At 38.9% G+C, this 18,770-nt stretch carries 15 protein-coding genes and 1 tRNA gene; 15 read left to right on the forward strand and 1 reads right to left on the reverse strand.

Annotated elements, in window-relative coordinates:
- The first annotated feature begins 26 nt into the window (after positions 1–26).
- Positions 27–1,031 (forward strand): aldose epimerase family protein, encoded by a 1,005-nt coding sequence (locus K6V48_RS04400; RefSeq protein WP_105127354.1) that lies wholly within the window; start codon positions 27–29, stop codon positions 1,029–1,031.
- A 184-nt stretch (positions 1,032–1,215) separates the two neighbouring features.
- Positions 1,216–1,301, forward strand: a tRNA-Leu gene (locus K6V48_RS04405).
- Between the two features lie 237 nt (positions 1,302–1,538).
- Here the strand turns inward: K6V48_RS04405 and pbp3 are convergent.
- Complete coding sequence (gene pbp3 / locus K6V48_RS04410; RefSeq protein WP_105127355.1) at positions 1,539–2,780, reverse strand: D-alanyl-D-alanine carboxypeptidase PBP3; 1,242 nt, start codon at positions 2,778–2,780, stop codon at positions 1,539–1,541.
- A gap of 214 nt (positions 2,781–2,994) precedes the next feature.
- Here pbp3 and K6V48_RS04415 point away from each other — a divergent pair, with 214 nt between their 5' ends.
- The 13 genes from K6V48_RS04415 to K6V48_RS04475 all read left to right on the forward strand — a co-directional run bounded on the left by K6V48_RS04415 (position 2,995) and on the right by K6V48_RS04475 (position 18,768).
- Positions 2,995–4,962, forward strand: a complete 1,968-nt coding sequence (locus tag K6V48_RS04415) for a peptide ABC transporter substrate-binding protein (RefSeq protein ID WP_032535565.1) — start codon at positions 2,995–2,997, stop codon at positions 4,960–4,962.
- 77 nt (positions 4,963–5,039) lie between these two features.
- Positions 5,040–6,539, forward strand: a complete 1,500-nt coding sequence (locus K6V48_RS04420; RefSeq protein WP_024403527.1) for an ABC transporter permease — start codon at positions 5,040–5,042, stop codon at positions 6,537–6,539.
- On the forward strand, positions 6,539–7,465 hold the full coding sequence (gene oppC / locus K6V48_RS04425) for an oligopeptide ABC transporter permease OppC (RefSeq protein ID WP_024403526.1): 927 nt from the start codon (positions 6,539–6,541) through the stop codon (positions 7,463–7,465). Before K6V48_RS04420 ends, oppC begins: the two co-directional genes overlap by 1 nt.
- A 9-nt stretch (positions 7,466–7,474) precedes the next feature.
- Entirely contained in the window at positions 7,475–8,539 is a 1,065-nt protein-coding gene (locus K6V48_RS04430) for an ABC transporter ATP-binding protein (protein WP_024403525.1), read from the forward strand.
- A 9-nt stretch (positions 8,540–8,548) separates the two neighbouring features.
- Positions 8,549–9,472 (forward strand): ATP-binding cassette domain-containing protein, encoded by a 924-nt coding sequence (locus tag K6V48_RS04435; RefSeq protein WP_024403524.1) that lies wholly within the window; start codon positions 8,549–8,551, stop codon positions 9,470–9,472.
- A 212-nt stretch (positions 9,473–9,684) separates the two neighbouring features.
- Positions 9,685–11,169 carry a threonine synthase gene (gene thrC, locus K6V48_RS04440; protein WP_105127356.1) on the forward strand — a complete coding sequence of 495 codons (1,485 nt, stop codon included), beginning with the start codon at positions 9,685–9,687 and terminating at the stop codon, positions 11,167–11,169.
- 103 nt (positions 11,170–11,272) lie between these two features.
- On the forward strand, positions 11,273–12,541 hold the full coding sequence (locus tag K6V48_RS04445; RefSeq protein ID WP_222368186.1) for an MATE family efflux transporter: 1,269 nt from the start codon (positions 11,273–11,275) through the stop codon (positions 12,539–12,541).
- A gap of 368 nt (positions 12,542–12,909) precedes the next feature.
- On the forward strand, positions 12,910–13,845 hold the full coding sequence (mvk, locus tag K6V48_RS04450; RefSeq protein WP_105127358.1) for a mevalonate kinase: 936 nt from the start codon (positions 12,910–12,912) through the stop codon (positions 13,843–13,845).
- Entirely contained in the window at positions 13,838–14,893 is a 1,056-nt protein-coding gene (mvaD, locus tag K6V48_RS04455) for a diphosphomevalonate decarboxylase (RefSeq protein WP_024403520.1), read from the forward strand. Before mvk ends, mvaD begins: the two co-directional genes overlap by 8 nt.
- Positions 14,865–15,944: a phosphomevalonate kinase gene (locus tag K6V48_RS04460; RefSeq protein ID WP_222368189.1), complete on the forward strand. Its 1,080-nt coding sequence runs from the start codon at positions 14,865–14,867 to the stop codon at positions 15,942–15,944. The genes mvaD and K6V48_RS04460 overlap by 29 nt, the downstream gene beginning before the upstream one ends.
- 8 nt (positions 15,945–15,952) lie before the next feature.
- Positions 15,953–17,047 carry a type 2 isopentenyl-diphosphate Delta-isomerase gene (gene fni, locus K6V48_RS04465; protein WP_222368192.1) on the forward strand — a complete coding sequence of 365 codons (1,095 nt, stop codon included), beginning with the start codon at positions 15,953–15,955 and terminating at the stop codon, positions 17,045–17,047.
- Between the two features lie 100 nt (positions 17,048–17,147).
- A complete protein-coding gene (locus K6V48_RS04470; RefSeq protein ID WP_024397024.1) occupies positions 17,148–17,414 on the forward strand; it encodes an ACT domain-containing protein in 267 nt (88 codons plus the stop codon).
- 16 nt (positions 17,415–17,430) lie between these two features.
- Positions 17,431–18,768, forward strand: a complete 1,338-nt coding sequence (locus tag K6V48_RS04475; protein WP_222368194.1) for a PFL family protein — start codon at positions 17,431–17,433, stop codon at positions 18,766–18,768.
- Positions 18,769–18,770 lie beyond the last annotated feature (2 nt).

Raw genomic sequence — 18,770 nt, forward strand, 5'->3', positions numbered from 1 at the left:
TTAAATCAATGAAAATAGGAGTTCGTATGATTGAACAAAGTCAGTTTGGAAAGGGGGAAGCCCTTCATTTCTTCCTTTCGAATGCTAATGGTATGAAGGTTGGTTTGACAAATTTTGGAGCTCGTATCGTTGAAGTTCTTCTTCCTGTTGAGGAAGATGGAGGGGTTCGGAATGTTAGCCTTTCTGCTTCAACAGATGAGGAGTATAGACGAACAGATTTGTATCCTGGTTCTACAATTGTCCCAGTTGCAGGTCGTATTTCGGGGGCACAAACAGAAATAAATGGAGTGAAGTACTGTCTTACAGAAAATGAGCCGGGTCGAACCCTCCATGGTGGGACTGATACTGCAAATGAGCAATACTGGGAGACAAGTGTAGATCAGGAGAATAACCAAGTTACCTTTGGTATTACCTTAAAGGATGGTTTCAATGGATTTCCTGGTGATGTACGTGTTTTAGCAACTTATCGATTGTCGGATGAAAATGAACTTTTTGTAGAGTATCGGGCAGAGTCTGATAAGGATACCATTTTTAATCCAACCAACCATGTTTATTTTAATTTGACAGGTGATTTCCAACAGTCTGTAGGGGAACATCAAATCAGAATTGCAGCAAATCGCTATGCCCCACTTGGTGAGGATAATCTTCCTATTGGAGTTTTGGAAGAAGTAATTGATACGCCGTTTGATTTTAGAGATTTTGCTCCGTTTTCTCAGGGCTTTAATAGCCAACACACTCAGAATCTCCTCGTGAAAGGCTATGATCACCCATGGATACTGGAAGATGTAGCAACTCCCGTAGAAGTATTAAGTCCTGATGGGAAAATTAAACTAAGTGTTGTAACCAATCAACCATCCGTTGTTATTTATACTTACAATTTCCCGGTTGAAGAGTTAGCTGCTTTCCATGGCGCCTTTAGTCTAGAATGCCAGGGGCTTCCGAATGCATGTAATGTTGATGGTTTTGGCTCTATTTTGTTGGAACAAGGAGATTGTTTCTTCTCACAAACAGCCTATTGTTTTTCTTGGTAGTGATTTTCTTTTTCCAAACGGTTAAAGTTGTTAGCCCTCTTTGTGATTTTAGATACCTTTTGTATGATATTTTGCTTAGAGGGCTGAATACTTTGCAAGTATATGTCAGCTCAAAAGATTTCAAAAAATAAATAAAAAGTATTGACAAGGCCCCCTCCTCATGTTATACTAGTTCTTGTGTTGAGCGGGGATGGCGGAATTGGCAGACGCGCAGGACTAAGGATCCTGTGACCGCTTTAGGTCGTGTGGGTTCAAGTCCCACTCTCCGCATAGTAGACTAGCTGAGGCTAGTCCCTTTTTTTTTGAATAAATGAGGGGTTAATATATATCATTTGAGGGTTTGGTTAATGATTGGAGTCTCAAGCTGAACTATAATATTTAAAAACGAACAAAGGTCTGGTTATCTTTGTTCGTTTTTAAATATAATATAGATTGAGTTATTTAGCTTTCTTTGTGAAGGTTCTAACAAACGAAAAAGATGTAACATCAGATTTCTATTTGTGTAGTTTATAATTTTTCATTGACATATCTCACAAATTGATTCCACCAAGAGACTGGCCAAGGAGCTGTCTTGATTGTAGTTGGTATTACCATATCAATTTGGGCTATGTTGTCAAGATAGCCTACACCTATAACATCGTTATCAACAATTTTTAGTTGCCCCACAACAGTTCCAGCAGTGATAGGTGCATCAAATTCTGATTGAGTTGCAGTAAAAGTAGCAGTCACTGGTTGTTCAGAGTTATTTTTTTGAATAGCTAACAAATCGGCGGTTGCAACTGCAGGGCTGGATGATTTACTACCATTAAATATGTTTACGGAGCTATTTTCAAAAGCCTCACCTTTTTTTACGAGAGTTATAGCCGAGTAATTCTCATATACATAGTTCATTAGGTTATTTGTTTCTACAAAGCGATTATCTGAATTTGTCAACCCATCAGTAGCATTTAGTACAACTGTAATGATTCTCATATTTGCTTGATTTGTTGTAGCAACAAAGCTTGACCCTGCTGAATCAGAAGTTCCTGTCTTTAATCCATCTACACCACCTCGGGCATGTGTACCTTCACTTAGCATCTGGTTAATACTATAGTAGGTATATCCACCAAAATCGTAGGCATTCAATGAAGTGATATTTAAGACTTGGGGATAATCCAGAATTAGACGTCTTGCAATAATTGCTACGTCTAAAGCAGAAAATTGGTTGGAATCATCAGGTTTTGAACCAGGGTAGATATTCTCCCCTAAGTCAGAATTGTCAAGGCCAGAAACGTTGACAATGGTCGCATCTGTGATTCCCCATTCAGCGACCTTAGCTTTCATTTTATCAACAAACGCAGCTTCGCTACCAGCAATTTTCTCAGCTAACGCAATAATCGCACTATTAGAAGAAGTAATCAGAGATGCATTCAGCAAATCGCTGACAGAATAAGAGCGGGCATCAAGGTTTACATTGCTCAATTCTGTATTAGCAGTTAAGCTATATGGATAGTCTGATATATCCACCATAGTATCTAATTGAATCTCCCCTTTTTCTAAAGCATCATAAACCAAGTAAACACTCAGCAACTTACTGATGGAAGCAATGCTAGCAGGTGTTTGGGCATCTTGTTCATATAAAACCTTGCCTGTTGAAACTTCTACTGCAATAGCATGTTTGGCAGCAACTGAAAAATCCTCAGCAAGTACGGGAAAGGCTCCTAGAAAAATAGTGAATAGTGTTATCAATGTTAATATTGTTTTTCGCATTTTTGATCTTTAAACCTCATTTCTTTACCATTATATCACAAGAATTGTGAGAAAAAAACTGAAAATAAATAGAAAAAGATTAGAAAATACTGAAAAATCTGTTTTTTGTAAAATTTTCAAATAAAAGGGCTTTCTTTTTAGTGAAAAATATGGTACTATATTCTGTATAATAATAGGTGTAAGCTTATTAAATAATACAAAATGGAGTGTGTATATGAAACGAAGTAAATTGTTTGCATTTGCAGGAATTACTCTGCTGTCAGCCTCGTTCTTGGTTGCATGTGGTTCCAATTCTAGCTCAAATTCTGAAACTAGTACAACTTATTCGTATGTTTATACTGAAGATCCAACTTCTTTAGATTACATTGCTTTTAACCGTGCGCAAGTTTCTGATATTGTTACTAATATGGTGGATGGTTTGTTAGAGAATGACAAGTACGGTAACTTAATCCCCTCTCTTGCTGAAGATTGGAAGGTTTCAAAAGATGGTTTAACATATACTTATACTCTTCGTGAGGGTGTAAAATGGTATACAGCTGAAGGTGAAGAATATGCTGACGTGACAGCAAATGACTTTGTAACAGCTATTAAACATGCTGTGGATACACAGTCTGAAGGTTTATATATTATCCAAGATTCAATTGCTGGTTTAGATGACTACGTTAACGGTAAAACAAATGACTTTGAAACTGTTGGTGTTAAGGCTTTAGATGACCGTACTGTTCAGTATACTTTGAGCCATCCAGAACCATATTGGAACTCAAAGTTAACCATGTCAATCATGTTGCCTGTCAATGCGGAATTCTTAGAATCAAAAGGTGAAGACTTTGGTAAAGTAGAGCCAGGTGGAATTCTTTACAATGGTGCATACTTTATCAGTGCAATGACATCTAAATCTTCACTTGAATATACAAAGAATGAAAACTACTGGGATGCCGACAATGTTAAAATTGAGAATGTTAAGTTAACATATTATGATGGGCAAGATCCAGAATCTTTGGTAAGGGGCTTCACGGATGGGATCTATTCTAATGCTCGAGTATTTCCAAATTCGTCTAGCTATTCATCTGTTAAAGAACAATATGCTGATAACATCACTTATAGCCTTCAAGATGCAGTAGTATATTTCACTACTTTGAACTTAAATCGTTCAAACTATGGTCATACTGCAAAAACAACAGATGTTCAGAAAGAATCAGCTAGAAAAGCATTATTAAATAAAGATTTTCGTCAAGCCTTAACTTTTGCATTTAACCGCCAAGATTACTTAGCACAATCAGTTGGTGAGGACGCTGCAGATAAGCCATTACGCAACTTGATGGTTCCTCCTACTTTTGTAAGTGCAGGCGAAAAAACATTTGGTGATTTAGTAAGTGAAAAAGTAATCTCATACGGAGATGAGTGGGCAGATGTAGATTTCTCTGATGCTCAAAATGGGCTTTACAACGTTGATAAGGCAAAAGTTGAATTTGAAAAAGCAAAACAAACACTTTCTGCTGAAGGAGTTGAATTCCCTATTCACTTAGATATGCCAGTTAACCAAAGTAGTGAGGTTGGTACACAACAAGCTGCTTCATTGAAACAGTCTGTTGAAGCAGCATTAGGCACTGAAAATATTGTAATTGATCTTCAGATGATGGATAAAGATACGTTTACAAACGCAGCGTTCTACACTGAAACACCTGATCAAAATGATTATGACATTACATACAGTGGATGGGGTCCTGACTTCCAAGATCCGTCTACCTATCTTGATATATTAGAAACAACATCTGGTGCGATGACTAGCAAGTTGGGTATTGATTCAAGTACGACTGATGTGATTAAAACAGTTGGGCTAGACAAATACGACGCGCTTCTTAAAGAAGCTTCTGATGAAAAACTTGATGTTGCAAAACGATATGAAAAATATGCCGAAGCTCAAGCTTGGTTAACTGATAGCGCGATTGTAATCCCGTATATGTCATTAGGCGCTACTCCTAGTGTATCTAAGGTTATTCCTTACACAGCGTCTGTGTCTGATGTTGGTATTAAAGGCGGTGGCTCATTCTACAAATATATGGAAGTGGGCACTGAAGTAAACAAGGCAGAAGATGTTTACGCTAAGCGTGAAAAATGGTTAAAAGAAAAAGCTGAGTCAAATGCTAAAGCTCAAGAAGAACTTGCTAACCATGTAGAATAATAAAGAACTTTTTCAAGAGGACTTTCTCTACTGTGTTTGGAGAAGGTTCTTTTGAAATTTGGAGAGGAAAAAACTAAATGAAAAAGTATGTTTTCAAACGTGTCCTACGTTCGTTATTCTCTCTTTTTATGGTTACCACTTTGATTTATTCAATCATTTTTACAATGGTTCCTAGAAAGAAAATTTTTGAAAAGGATGCGACATACACTAAAATGGCTAAGGATCCGGACAGTAGGACTGACTATGTCAATACTGTCTATGAGAAAATGGGCTATATTGAATATCTAAATCCTAAAGAGTTACAAGAAGCTGCTGTTGAGGTTGATAGTAGTGTGACTGTAGAACCTACAGATACTAATAAAAAAATATACGAAGAGTATGTCCTCGAGCTAGGAAAAAACTGGGTACTTCATCAATTTGAGGGAAGCCAGTCTTTCTATGCGACTAGAGAAATACCGATTTATGAGCGAGTAATTGATTTCTATGGAAATATGTTCGAGTTTGATCATGTCAATAAGGTTCAAGACCCGGAAAATCCTGATTTAGAACGTTACATTCGCTTTGAAAATGATCCTGCAATTGGTTGGTCACTAGTTGGTTCTGGGACTGAGCATAAGTATCTTCTTTACTTTAACTCACAATTTCCATTTGTTCATCAAAATTTTGTCAATCTAAACCTAGGTGTATCCTATCCAACATATGCAAACGTTGAAGTGCTTGACGTTTTAACAAATGGTCAGGGGAAAACAATCTCAACAGATGTGACTTTCCCAACTGGTGAAGTAAAGAAATCGTCTATTGATATCTATAGCAGAACCTATAAGTCACCGAGTGTTGCAGATGCCAAGGATAAAGCAAATTTTGGAGATGATCCATATACTGCAACAAAGAGTCGATATAAAGATCCATCTATGATAGTCAACTCTTCAATAATTGGGCTAATTAGTGTATTTATAACATATATACTTGGTATTCCATTGGGAATAATTATGGCAAGGTTTAAAAATAGAGGGTTTGATGTTGTCACAACAGCGATTTTTAGTTTCCTAATGGCACTTCCTAGTATTGCATTCATTTATATATTCAGATTTGCTTTTGGTCAGATTTTTAATCTTCCTGATACTTTTCCAGTGCTTGGTGCTTCTGATCCGAGGTCATACCTATTTCCTGCGCTTTTATTAGGATTATTAAGTACACCTTGGACAGCAATTTGGATTCGTCGTTACTTTATTGATTTACAAACTAGTGATTATGTGCGTTTTGCAAGAGCAAAAGGATTATCTGAATCTGAAATTTCACGTACACATATTTTTAGAAATGCGATGGTCCCAGTTATTCATAGTGTACCAGCAGCGATTGTTGGTGTAATTGTTGGGGCAACACTTACTGAATCAGTATTTGCATTTCCTGGGATGGGTAAAATGTTGATTGATTCAATTAACGTTAGCAATAATAACATGGTCGTTGCATTATCATTTATATTTGCAGGTATCAATATTTTTGCGCTATTATTGGGTGATTTATTAATGACTTTAGTTGATCCACGAATAAAACTTGATGTGAAAGGGGGTAAATGATGTCAACAATTGATAAAAGTAAATTTCAATTTGTAAAACGTGATGATTTTGCCTCGGAGGTAATTGATACTCCTGCCTACTCATATTGGAATTCTGTATTTCGACAGTTTCTAAAGAAAAAATCAACCATTGTAATGTTAATTATTTTGGTAGCCATCGTCCTTATGAGTTTTATTTATCCCATTTTTGCAAATTATGATTTCAATGATGTAAGTAAAATTAATGATTTCAGCGCTCGTTATAATTGGCCAAATGCCGAGTATTGGTTCGGAACTGATGCAAATGGACAGTCTCTATTTGATGGAGTTTGGTATGGAGCAAGAAATTCAATTTTGATTGCACTTATTGCGACTGTTATTAACCTTGTCATTGGTGTCATCCTTGGGGGAATCTGGGGTGTATCAAAGACTTTTGATAAAATAATGATGGAGATTTACAATGTCATATCAAATATACCATCACTAATGATTTTCATTGTAATGTCATATGCTCTTGGAGCTGGCTTCTGGAATTTGATATTAGCATTTTGTTTAACAGGATGGATTGGTGTGGCGTTTTCAATCCGAATCCAGATTATGAGATATCGCGATTTGGAATATAATTTGGCTAGTCGCACGCTCGGTACTCCAACTTTTAAATTAGTAGTGAAAAACCTATTGCCACAATTGGTATCTGTGATAGTAACACAAGCTTCACAAAGTTTACCAAGCTATATTTCAATGGAGGCCTTCCTTTCATACTTTGGAATAGGGCTCCCTGTGACAACACCAAGTTTAGGTCGATTGCTTTCTAAATATGCTCAAAATGTGACTACCAATGCATACTTGTTTTGGATTCCTTTAACAGCGTTAATCTTAGTTTCGCTATCACTCTTCATTGTTGGACAAAATTTGTCTGATGCAAGTGACCCACGTACACATAGATAAGGAGAAAATATGGCAGAAAAAAACAATGTAATATTATCCGCAAAAGATGTGGTCGTGGAATTTGAAGTTCGTGACCGTGTTTTGACAGCTATACGTAGTGTCTCTATTGATTTAATCGAGGGAGAGGTTCTCGCAATTGTAGGGGAGTCTGGTTCTGGAAAGTCAGTTTTGACAAAAACTTTCACAGGGATGCTGGAAGAGAATGGACGAATTGCTTCAGGAAGTATTATTTATCGTGGAGAAGAATTAACTGATATAAAAAAACATGAAGAATGGGAAAAAATCCGTGGTGCAAAAATTGCAACTATTTTCCAGGATCCAATGACAAGTCTTAATCCTTTGGTTACAATTGGCCGCCAAATTACCGAAGTTATCATTAAACATCAAGGAAAATCAATTTCTGAGGCAAAAGAACTTGCGGTTAATTATATGGAACGAGTGGGTATTCCAGATGCAAAAAAACGTTTCAATGAATACCCGTTTCAATATTCAGGTGGTATGCGACAAAGAATTGTTATTGCAATTGCCTTAGCATGCCGTCCAGATGTATTAATTTGTGATGAACCAACTACAGCATTAGATGTAACAATACAAGCTCAAATTTTAGACTTATTAAAAGAATTACAAAAAGAATACAATTTTACAACAATTTTCATCACGCATGATTTGGGTGTTGTTGCAAGCATCGCTGATAAAGTTGCTGTTATGTATGCTGGCGAAGTTATTGAATTTGGAACCGTAGAAGACATTTTTTATGATCCTCGACATCCATATACATGGAGTCTACTTTCAAGTCTTCCTCAGTTAGCCAATTCTAATGGAGAACTCTTTTCAATTCCAGGAACACCTCCTTCACTTTTTACGCCGGTCTTAGGAGATGCATTTGCACCTCGTTCTGAATTCGCGATGCAGATTGATTTTGAAGAATCTCCACCTATTTTTCAAGTTACAGAAAATCATTGGGCTAAAACTTGGTTATTACACCCTGAAGCTCCAAAAGTGGCCAAACCAGAAGTGATTCAGGATCTACATTCAAAAATTAAATCTAAGATGTCAGTAGAAGAAATTAAATAGGAGGAAGAAATGACTGAAAAATTAGTTGAAATCAAAGATTTAGAAATTTCTTTCGGTGAAGGGCGCAAAAAATTTGTAGCTGTCAAAAATGCTAATTTCTTTATTAATCGTGGAGAAACATTCTCCTTAGTTGGAGAATCGGGGTCTGGTAAGACAACGATTGGTCGTGCGATAATTGGACTAAATCAAACAAGTGGTGGAGATATTCTTTATAATGGAGAGAAAATAAATGGGAAAATTTCTCATGAGAAGTCTCGAGAATTAATTAAGAAAATTCAAATGATTTTTCAAGATCCAGCTGCGAGTTTGAATGAACGTGCAACAGTAGACTATATTATCTCTGAGGGCTTGTACAATTTTAAATTGTTTAATAATGAAGAAGAGCGGCAAGCAAAAGTTCGGTCAATGATGACAGAAGTGGGGCTACTTGCGGAACACTTAACACGCTTTCCTCATGAGTTCTCAGGAGGCCAACGCCAGAGGATAGGTATAGCTCGAGCACTTGTGATGAATCCTGAATTGGTGATTGCCGATGAACCGATTTCTGCATTAGATGTGTCTGTTAGAGCTCAAGTCTTAAATTTATTAAAGAGATTGCAAAAAGAACTGGGCTTAACTTATCTCTTTATTGCACATGATTTGTCAGTTGTTCGGTTTATTTCTGATAGGATTGCAGTGATTCATAAAGGTGTTATTGTAGAAGTGGCAGAGACAGAGGAATTGTTTAAGAATCCTTTGCATCCATACACTCGTTCCTTGCTATCTGCTGTTCCTATTCCGGATCCAATTTTAGAAAGACAAAAAACTTTAGTAGTATATGATCCAAATATGCATGATTATTCTGTAGATAAGCCAGAAATGCATGAAATCAAGCCAGGCCATTTTGTATGGTCAAATAAAGCAGAATTTGCAAAATATTCAGAAGACTTATAAACTAGAAAATAATCGAGAGATAAACATACTTTTATAGATCCTAAAAAAGTCTTGGAACTGTCTGTTTCAAGTCTTTTTGGCATAATACGTGTTACGCTACTCTCACAATCGTTAAGAAATTCTAGTAAATGAAGGAACTATTTCTCATATCTTGCCAATTTTCTGTCAATTTATGGTAGAATAGAAAAAATAGATTTTTTACGAGGGATACCATGACATTAGTATATCAATCAACACGTGATGCCAAGAATACTGTATCAGCAAGCCAAGCCATTTTACAAGGGTTGGCAACTGATGGTGGGTTGTTTACCCCTATTTCCATGCCAAGGGTTGAGTTGGATTTTTCTGTACTCAAAGATGCTTCTTATCAAGAAATTGCCAAGTTGATTTTGTCGGCTTTTTTGGATGATTTTACGGCAGATGAGCTGGACTACTGTATCAACAATGCCTACGATAGCAAGTTTGACACGCCAGCTATTGCCCCAGTTGTCAAACTAAAAGGTCAGTACAACTTGGAACTTTTCCGTGGCTCAACCATTGCCTTTAAGGACATGGCACTGTCTATCTTGCCTTATTTGATGACGACAGCGGCTAAAAAACATGGTTTGGAAAATGAGATTGTCATTTTAACTGCAACGTCAGGTGATACAGGTAAGGCTGCTATGGCCGGTTTTGCGGATGTACCAGGTACACAAATCATCGTCTTCTACCCACGTGACGGTGTATCTAAGGTCCAAGAATTGCAGATGACTACGCAGACAGGGGCTAATACCCACGTGGTGGCCATTGATGGTAACTTTGACGATGCTCAGACTAATGTGAAGCACATGTTCAATGATGAGGATCTTCGTGCCAAGTTGGCGGCTAAGAAACTCCAGTTTTCATCAGCCAACTCCATGAACATCGGTCGCTTAGTGCCACAGATTGTTTACTATGTGTATGCCTACGCTCAGCTGGTTAAGACTGGTGAGATTGCGGCGGGCGACAAGGTCAATTTCACTGTTCCGACAGGGAATTTTGGGAATATCTTGGCGGCTTACTACGCTAAGCAAATCGGTCTTCCAGTTGGCAAGCTCATCTGTGCTTCCAACGACAACAATGTCCTAACCGACTTCTTCTCAACTGGCATTTACGACAAGAACCGTACTTTCCGCGTGACCACTAGTCCATCTATGGACATTTTGGTCTCATCTAACTTAGAGCGTTTGATTTTCCACCTCTTTGGTAATGACGCTGTCAAAACAGCGGAGCTGATGGACGCCTTGAACACAGCTGGTCAGTATGACATACAGGGGGCTGATGCGGATATTTTATCTTTCTTTGTTGCTGCCTTTGCGACAGAAGAAGAAACTGCTGCAGAAATCAAACGTGTTTATGACGAGTCAGGCTATATTGAAGACCCACATACGGCTGTAGCATCTGCAGTTTATAAGAAATATGTACAGCAAACTGGTGATCAGACTCCAACAGTAATTGCTTCAACAGCTAGTCCGTACAAGTTCCCTGTGGTTGCGGTTGAAGCTGTGACTGGTCAGTCAGGTTTAACTGATTTTGAAGCTCTTGCAAAATTACATGAGATTTCAGGTGTAGCCTTGCCACCAGCTGTAGATGGTTTGGAAACGGCACCGGTTCGTCACAATACCGTTGTTGCAGCTGCGGATATGCAAGCAGAAGTAGAACGATATTTGGGTGTTTAATTCATGGATATTTTTATACAAACTGTTTAAACGACAGTTTGTTTTTTAAAGTAAAAATATTTAATTGAGTTGATGTTGATACCACAAAAATGAATTGGAGAATATGAACAAAAAGATTTGCAAAGAACTAATATCAATTGCCTTTCCTGCAATGGGCGAAAGCCTTCTTCAAATGTTGATGGGGATGGTGGATTCCTATTTGGTCGCCAGTCTTGGAATCGTAGCTTTATCTGGCGTATCGATTGCGAATAATCTATTAGCCGTCTATCAGGCGGTTTTTATTGCGTTAGCTGCAGCCGTTTCATCCCAATTGGCCCATGTTTTAGGAAAAGAGAAAGGAATGCAGATTACTGCCATTGTCACCGATAGTGTCAAGCTGACTGTTTATGTAGGTGTATTTCTGGGTATTTTAGCGGTTATACTAGGTCCAACATTGCTGACTAGCTTGGGGGCAGAACGTGAGGTAGCTCAACTTGGTGGTCTCTATTTGATCTTGGTCGGGGGTAGTATTTTGTTACTGGGACTTATGACCTGTTTGGGTGGAATACTGAGAACTCTTGGTCAACCTCGTTATCCAATGTATATTAGTTTATTTTCAAATCTCCTAAATGCCGTATTTTCGGCCATTGCAGTTTTTGTTCTCCATACAGGGGTGGCCGGAGTTGCTTTTGGAACGATATTGTCAAGAATAGTCGGGTGTGGTCTACTTTGGTCACGCCTATCGATCTCTATTAAACCAAGTACTTGGTCTGTTGATAAAGAGTTAGTCAGGCTTGCTCTACCTGCTATTGGCGAACGGTTGATGATGAGAGCAGGTGATGTAGTCATTGTAGGAATGATTACTAGTTTGGGAACGGCTGTTGTTGCTGGAAATGCGATTGGAGAAACCATTACTCAATTTAACTATATGCCCACCTTAGGAATCTCAGTAGCAACGCTTATTATGACTGCAAAGAGTAGGCAAGATTCGTTAGCTGTTCAACGGATTTATCGAAATGGTCTTGGACTCTCGCTGATTTTTATGTTCGTAATAGGAGGCATTAGTTACTTAGCAGGACCTTTTCTAATTAGTCTTTTCACGATGGATGTTCAAGTGGCACAAGCTAGTCAGACGGTCTTGCTCTATTCTGTCCTTGGGGTACCTTTTACAGCAGCGACTCTTGTCTTTACAGGACTTTGGCAAGGTATGGGCAATGCTCGACTACCTTTTTATGCGACTGGTATAGGCATGTGGGGGGTTCGAATAGGTCTAGCATATTTTCTAATAAAAAATTATCAATTGGGCTTGCCTAGTATTTGGCTTGCAACGATAGTAGATAATGCCTTTCGAGCAAGTTTGTTATATGTTCGCTTCCGATACTCCACAGGATGATTTGCTTTTTAAGGTTTGCATAAGAAATCTTTTAGTTCTGTTTAAGTTTTGAGAGCTATAGTATCTTCAAGCTAGAAATAGCAAACAAATTCTTTTTCATATAATCTCCTAGAAAGCAGTCGACGATGGTCGGCTGTTTTCGTGTCTTAGGTTGTTTGAAGATAATCGAGCATTCTTTAAGTTTTGCATAAGAAATCTTTCAGTTCTGTTTAAGTTATGGGGGCTATACTATCTTCAAGCTAGAAATAGCAAACAACTTCTTTTTCATATAATCTCCTAGAAAGCAGTCGACGATGGTCGGCTGTTTTCGTATCTTCAATTCTTTTGTAAAAATGGTATAATAGAACTGATTGTATAAGGAGAATAAAATGTCGGCAATAGGAAAAGCATCTGGGAAAATTATATTGATGGGCGAGCATTCAGTGGTTTATGGACAGCCGGCGATTGCGATGCCTTTTTCTGCTGTAGAAATTATTGCCAAAGTGACAGCTCAGGGAGAGGCTCTGAGTGTCGACTGTGATTTTTATAAGGGCCTTGTCCATAAGATGCCCAAAATATGGGAAAGCCTCAAACACGCTATACGTTTTTCACTATATCGTATCGGGGCGCCAACAGATCCGGCCATTCACATTAAAATTAGCTCGACTATTCCTGCTGAAAGAGGAATGGGTTCAAGTGCAGCGGTGGCAGTTGCTGTAGCACGGGCTCTATTTGCGCATTATGAAAAAATATTGACCGATAAGGAGTTGTGGGAAATAGTTCAATCCTCGGAAAAAATAGCTCATGGAAATCCGTCGGGAATAGACGCAGCAACCACAAGTGGTAAGTCACCTGTCTTTTTTATTAAAAATCAGCCTATAGAGCCACTAGAACTCAAACTCAGTGCCTATCTAGTAGTGGCAGATACTGGTGTGACAGGAAATACCTTAGAAGCTATTTCAGATGTCGCGGATTTGTTGGAGAAAAAGCCAGAGGCGATGAAGTTTGTTGAGGAACTCGGAAGCTTAGCGAAACTGGCTAAAGAAGATTTAGCAACTAACCAAGCAGAGCTTCTAGGAAGTAAAATGAATCAAGCTCATGTTCTTCTGCAAGAATTAGGTGTATCTGACCCCAGTCTTGATCAACTAGTACGCATTTCTCAAGAGTCTGGAGCACTTGGAGCTAAATTAACTGGTGGTGGTCGAGGAGGTTGCATGATTGCATTGGCAAAAAATGCAGAAGATGCTCAAAAAATAGCTCAAACATTAGACCAAGCTGGTGCTCGCCAGACATGGATACAATATTTAGGAGAAATCAATGACTAAAAAAATAGGAATTGCCCGCGCCCATACAAATATCGCTTTGATTAAATACTGGGGGAAACGAGATAAGGAGCTATTTTTACCTATGAACTCCAGTTTGTCCTTGACACTGGATGCTTTTTATACAGATACAAAAGTTGTTTTTGACTCAGAATTGACAGGTGATGAATTTTATCTCAATGGAAATGTACAAAATGAAAAAGAAATTTTAAAAATTTCTCGTTTTTTGGATTTATTTCGCGAATATATAGGTGAAGGGAATTTTGCTAGAGTTGAAAGTCTAAATTTTGTTCCTACTGCTGCTGGTTTGGCAAGTTCTGCATCGGCCTTTGCGGCTCTGGCACTTGCAACGTCAACTGCTTTACATCTCGATTTGTCACCAGCTCAGCTTTCAACCTTTGCAAGGAGAGGGTCTGGGTCAAGCACACGTAGCCTATTTGGTGGCTTTGTCGAGTGGGATATGGGTACTGAATCTGAAGATTCCATGGCTCGCCCAATTGATGATGCTGACTGGGATATTGCCATGATTGTCTTGGCTGTAAATACCGGACCTAAAAAAATTGCAAGTCGAGAAGGAATGGACCATACAGTTGCTACTTCGCCTTTTTATTCCGCTTGGGTGGAGACCGCCCAATCAGATTTGGCAGATATCAAAGTGGCCATTGCTAATCGTGATTTTGAGACACTTGGTCAAATTACAGAACACAATGGTATGAAAATGCATGCAACAACCCTTTCCGCGAATCCCCCTTTTACCTATTGGACGGCAGATAGTTTGCTTGCTCAAGAGGCTGTTCGTCAGGTTCGTGAAAAGACTGGTTTGTCAGCATATATGACGATGGATGCTGGACCAAATGTTAAAGTTCTCTGCCGTGAAAGTGAGATGGATGAATTTGTCAATGAACTATCTCAGATTTTTCCAAGAGAAAAAATCATTACCAGTAAGCCAGGTCCTGCTGCCTATATTTTAAGCGAGGAAGAGTGGCACGCATCACAAAAAAATTTTGAAAAGAGTTTAGAACATGAAGGTAGTGACCAAGGTTCCAGGTAAATTGTTTTTGGCTGGAGAATATGCGGTGGTTGAGTCAGGAAACCCAGCAGTGATAGCAGCAGTTGACCGTTATTTAACGGTTAGTATTGAGTCGGCTGAAAGTGGAATGATTCACTCTACCCAGCAGTCTGATATATTTTTAACATGGCACCGCACAAATGAACAGATTCTTGTTTCGGAAGAAAATCCTTATCAGATTGTCTCGACAGCTTTACAAGTATCAGAAGAATTTCTGCGTGAACAAGGCATATCATGTCAGGGCTACTACAGTGTAACGATTCAATCAGAATTGGATGACCAAGATTCTGGGACTAAATATGGTCTAGGTTCATCAGGTGCTGTAACGGTTGCGACTGTTGAAGCCATACTGCTCTATTATGGTTACGAATTGGATCCTTTATTGGTTTTCAAATTGTCTGTTTTGACTCAGGCAAGATTGAATATGACGGGCTCGCATGGAGATTTGGCGGCGTCTAGTTTTCGCGGACTTGTCGCTTACTATTCTCTTGATAAATCCTGGTTATCGGAGCAGATGTCTGTGCAAGGTTTGAGTAATCTTCTTGCAAGTGATTGGAAAGATTTGCAGATTAAGCAGATTGGGTTGCCAGCACCATTGGAATTACTAGTTGGTTGGACAGGATCTGCTGCCTCGACAACGCACCTAGTATCGCATATGGAGAGCAAAAAAACGCAGCAGTCTAAGGAAGAAATTCATTCCCAGTTTTTGAATGATTCTAAAGTATGTGTAGAGCTGTTGGTATGGGCTTGCCAAAATAAAGATATAGCTTGTATAAAACAGGCCGTTTCTCGCAATCGCTATTTATTGCGAAAATTTTCGGAAGATATGGGTCTGACCATTGAAACTCCTTTGTTGACGGAACTTTGTGATAGTGCAGAAGCAAATGGTGCCGTAGCAAAGTCATCAGGAGCGGGAGGTGGCGACTGTGGTATTTGTTTAGTTGACAGCCAAGAGCAAAAAGAAGCTATCCAAATTATTTGGGAGCAGGCAGGAATTTTTCCACTTCCCTTAACGATTGCAGAAAGAAATTAGGAGAGAATATGATCTATCAACGAATTGAAGGATTAAACCGTAAAGATCAGCATGTTGCATTAGCTGATTTGCAATATAATGATGCATCTGCAGCGGATTTTGCCCAAACACGTTTTGTTCACCATTCATTACCTGAAATGGCGATTGAGGATGTATCAATAAAGACACAGGTAGCAGGCTTAGAGTTTGACAGACCATTTTTTATCAATGCCATGACAGGCGGGAGTGAAAAAACAGGTCAAATCAATCAATTGCTGGGAATTATTGGACATGTCAGTAAAATCGCAATTGCTTCTGGGTCAGTGAGTGCAGCGATTAAGGATCCAAGTGTAGCAAAGACATTTTCGGTTTTGCGTCGTGAAAACCCACATGGTATTATCTTTGCAAATTTAGGTGCTCACCATGAAGTTGAAAGTGCTAAACGCGCAATTGATCTCTTAGAAGCAAATGCTATTCAAATTCATATCAATGCTCCTCAAGAGGTAATTATGCCAGAAGGTGATCGCGATTTTTCAATGTGGTTGAAGAATATTGAGTCGCTTGTAAGAGGCTTAGAGGTTCCTGTTATTGTTAAAGAAGTTGGCTTCGGTATGAGTCGTGAAACCATAGCGCAATTGAAGTCAGTCGGAGTCGAAACAGTTGACATCTCTGGTACAGGTGGGACAAACTTTGCTCAGATTGAGAATGCGCGCCGCATTTTTCATGAGTTTACCTATTTGGAAGGATGGGGTCAGTCTACGGTTGAATCATTGATAGAAGCAGCTAGTCTTCCAATCGAACAGCGTCCAGCGATTATAGCGTCTGGAGGAATAAAAAATCCATTTGATATTGTGAAATCACTTGCCTTGGGAGCTGATTTAGTCGGATTATCTAACCGTATCTTACAATATGTAAAAGATGGTAAAATGGACCAAATGGAGAAGGCTTTTTATGATTTATCGGTTATGAACGGTGAAATTCGTGATATTATGACTCTCTTAGGTGCAAAAGATATTGCATCGTTGAGGAAGACAGATCTTATCTTGCCTGCATCTGTACAACATTGGTGTCAAGCGCGTGGTATTGACTGGCAGTTGTACGGTCAACGTTCTAAAAATAGATGAATGTTAGTAAAGGACGGATATTCTGTCCTTTTTTTTAACATTTCTTTCGATTTTATCAGATTTGTGGTAGAATAATAAAAAATTATATCGAGGTAAACAAATGAAAGCAATTATTACAGTTGTTGGTAAAGACAAATCGGGTATTGTAGCTGGTGTGGCAGGAAAAGTTGCAGAATTAGGACTGAATATTGATGATATTTCTCAAACCGTTTTAGACCAGTATTTCACTATGATGGCCTTGGTATCTGCCGAAGAAAAGAAGGACTTTACGAAGCTTCGTGCAGAATTGGAAGCTTATGGTGAGGCTTTAAACGTTAAAATCAATATTCAAAGTGCAGCAATTTTTGATGCGATGCATAATCTATAAGGAGAGTAATTTTTATATGGATATTAGACAGGTAACTGAAACGATTGCCATGATTGAGGAACAGCACTTCGATATTCGGACGATTACTATGGGAATTTCTCTTTTAGATTGTATTGATCCTGACATTGAAAAAGCTGCTGAGAAAGTTTATTCTAAAATTGTGACCAAGGCAAAAAATTTGGTTTCGGTAGGGGATGAAATAGCAGCAGAATTAGGGATTCCTATTGTCAATAAACGTGTGTCTGTAACGCCGATTGCCTTAATTGGCGCGGCGACGGATGCGACAGATTATCTCCCATTGGCTCATGCTTTGGACAAGGCAGCTAATGAAATCGGAATTGACTTTATCGGAGGTTTTTCAGCCCTTATTCAAAAAGGCTATCAAAAAGGTGATGAGATTCTGATCAACTCCATTCCACAAGCCTTAGCACAGACTTCAAAGGTTTGTTCATCGGTAAATATCGGTTCGACAAAGTCCGGTATTAACATGACTGCTGTGAGGGATATGGGAAGAATCATCAAGGAAACAGCCGAAGCTTCTGAGATGGGTGCTGCTAAGTTGGTGGTTTTTGCGAATGCGGTTGAAGATAATCCGTTTATGGCTGGCGCTTTCCATGGTGTTGGTGAGGCAGATGTCGTTATTAATGTGGGTGTTTCTGGGCCAGGTGTAGTAAAGCGTGCTCTGGAAAAAGTTCGTGGGGAGAGCTTTGATATAGTAGCTGAAACAGTGAAGAAAACAGCCTTTAAAATAACTCGTATCGGTCAGCTAGTGGGCAATATGGCGAGCGAACGTTTGGGTGTCAAATTTGGTATCGTTGATCTCTCACTTGCTCCAACACCTGCTGTCGGGGACTCTGTTGCGCGTGTCTTGGAGGAAATGGGATTGGAAACCGTTGGCACACATGGAACAACAGCTGCACTTGCTTTACTAAATGACGCGGTGAAAAAAGGTGGCGTTATGGCTTGTAACCAAGTAGGTGGTTTATCAGGCGCATTCATTCCTGTATCTGAAGATGAAGGGATGATTGCAGCGGTACAAAGTGGATCGCTCAATCTTGAAAAATTAGAAGCTATGACTGCAATTTGTTCTGTCGGTTTGGACATGATTGCCATTCCAGAAACGACTCCAGCAGAAACCATTGCAGCAATGATTGCAGATGAGGCAGCCATTGGGGTAATTAATCAAAAAACAACAGCAGTCCGTATTATTCCATTGGGTAAGGAAGGTGACATGATTGAATTTGGAGGTCTTCTAGGAACAGCTCCTGTTATGAAAGTCAACCAAGCATCTTCTGTTGATTTTATCAACAGAGGTGGTCAGATTCCTGCGCCAATTCATAGTTTTAAGAATTAAAA

This window comes from Streptococcus suis (assembly GCF_019794555.1).
In the GTDB taxonomy this organism is placed as follows: Bacteria; Bacillota; Bacilli; order Lactobacillales; family Streptococcaceae; genus Streptococcus; species Streptococcus suis_AB.

Bases quoted from the DNA above. Each gene is read 5' to 3' on its own strand.
- K6V48_RS04400 (WP_105127354.1), top strand. From the start codon at position 27: ATGATTGAACAAAGTCAGTTTGGAAAGGGGGAAGCCCTTCATTTCTTC.
- pbp3 (WP_105127355.1), bottom strand. From the start codon at position 2,780: ATGCGAAAAACAATATTAACATTGATAACACTATTCACTATTTTTCTA.
- K6V48_RS04415 (WP_032535565.1), top strand. From the start codon at position 2,995: ATGAAACGAAGTAAATTGTTTGCATTTGCAGGAATTACTCTGCTGTCA.
- K6V48_RS04420 (WP_024403527.1), top strand. From the start codon at position 5,040: ATGAAAAAGTATGTTTTCAAACGTGTCCTACGTTCGTTATTCTCTCTT.
- oppC (WP_024403526.1), top strand. From the start codon at position 6,539: ATGTCAACAATTGATAAAAGTAAATTTCAATTTGTAAAACGTGATGAT.
- K6V48_RS04430 (WP_024403525.1), top strand. From the start codon at position 7,475: ATGGCAGAAAAAAACAATGTAATATTATCCGCAAAAGATGTGGTCGTG.
- K6V48_RS04435 (WP_024403524.1), top strand. From the start codon at position 8,549: ATGACTGAAAAATTAGTTGAAATCAAAGATTTAGAAATTTCTTTCGGT.
- thrC (WP_105127356.1), top strand. From the start codon at position 9,685: ATGACATTAGTATATCAATCAACACGTGATGCCAAGAATACTGTATCA.
- K6V48_RS04445 (WP_222368186.1), top strand. From the start codon at position 11,273: ATGAACAAAAAGATTTGCAAAGAACTAATATCAATTGCCTTTCCTGCA.
- mvk (WP_105127358.1), top strand. From the start codon at position 12,910: ATGTCGGCAATAGGAAAAGCATCTGGGAAAATTATATTGATGGGCGAG.
- mvaD (WP_024403520.1), top strand. From the start codon at position 13,838: ATGACTAAAAAAATAGGAATTGCCCGCGCCCATACAAATATCGCTTTG.
- K6V48_RS04460 (WP_222368189.1), top strand. From the start codon at position 14,865: ATGAAGGTAGTGACCAAGGTTCCAGGTAAATTGTTTTTGGCTGGAGAA.
- fni (WP_222368192.1), top strand. From the start codon at position 15,953: ATGATCTATCAACGAATTGAAGGATTAAACCGTAAAGATCAGCATGTT.
- K6V48_RS04470 (WP_024397024.1), top strand. From the start codon at position 17,148: ATGAAAGCAATTATTACAGTTGTTGGTAAAGACAAATCGGGTATTGTA.
- K6V48_RS04475 (WP_222368194.1), top strand. From the start codon at position 17,431: ATGGATATTAGACAGGTAACTGAAACGATTGCCATGATTGAGGAACAG.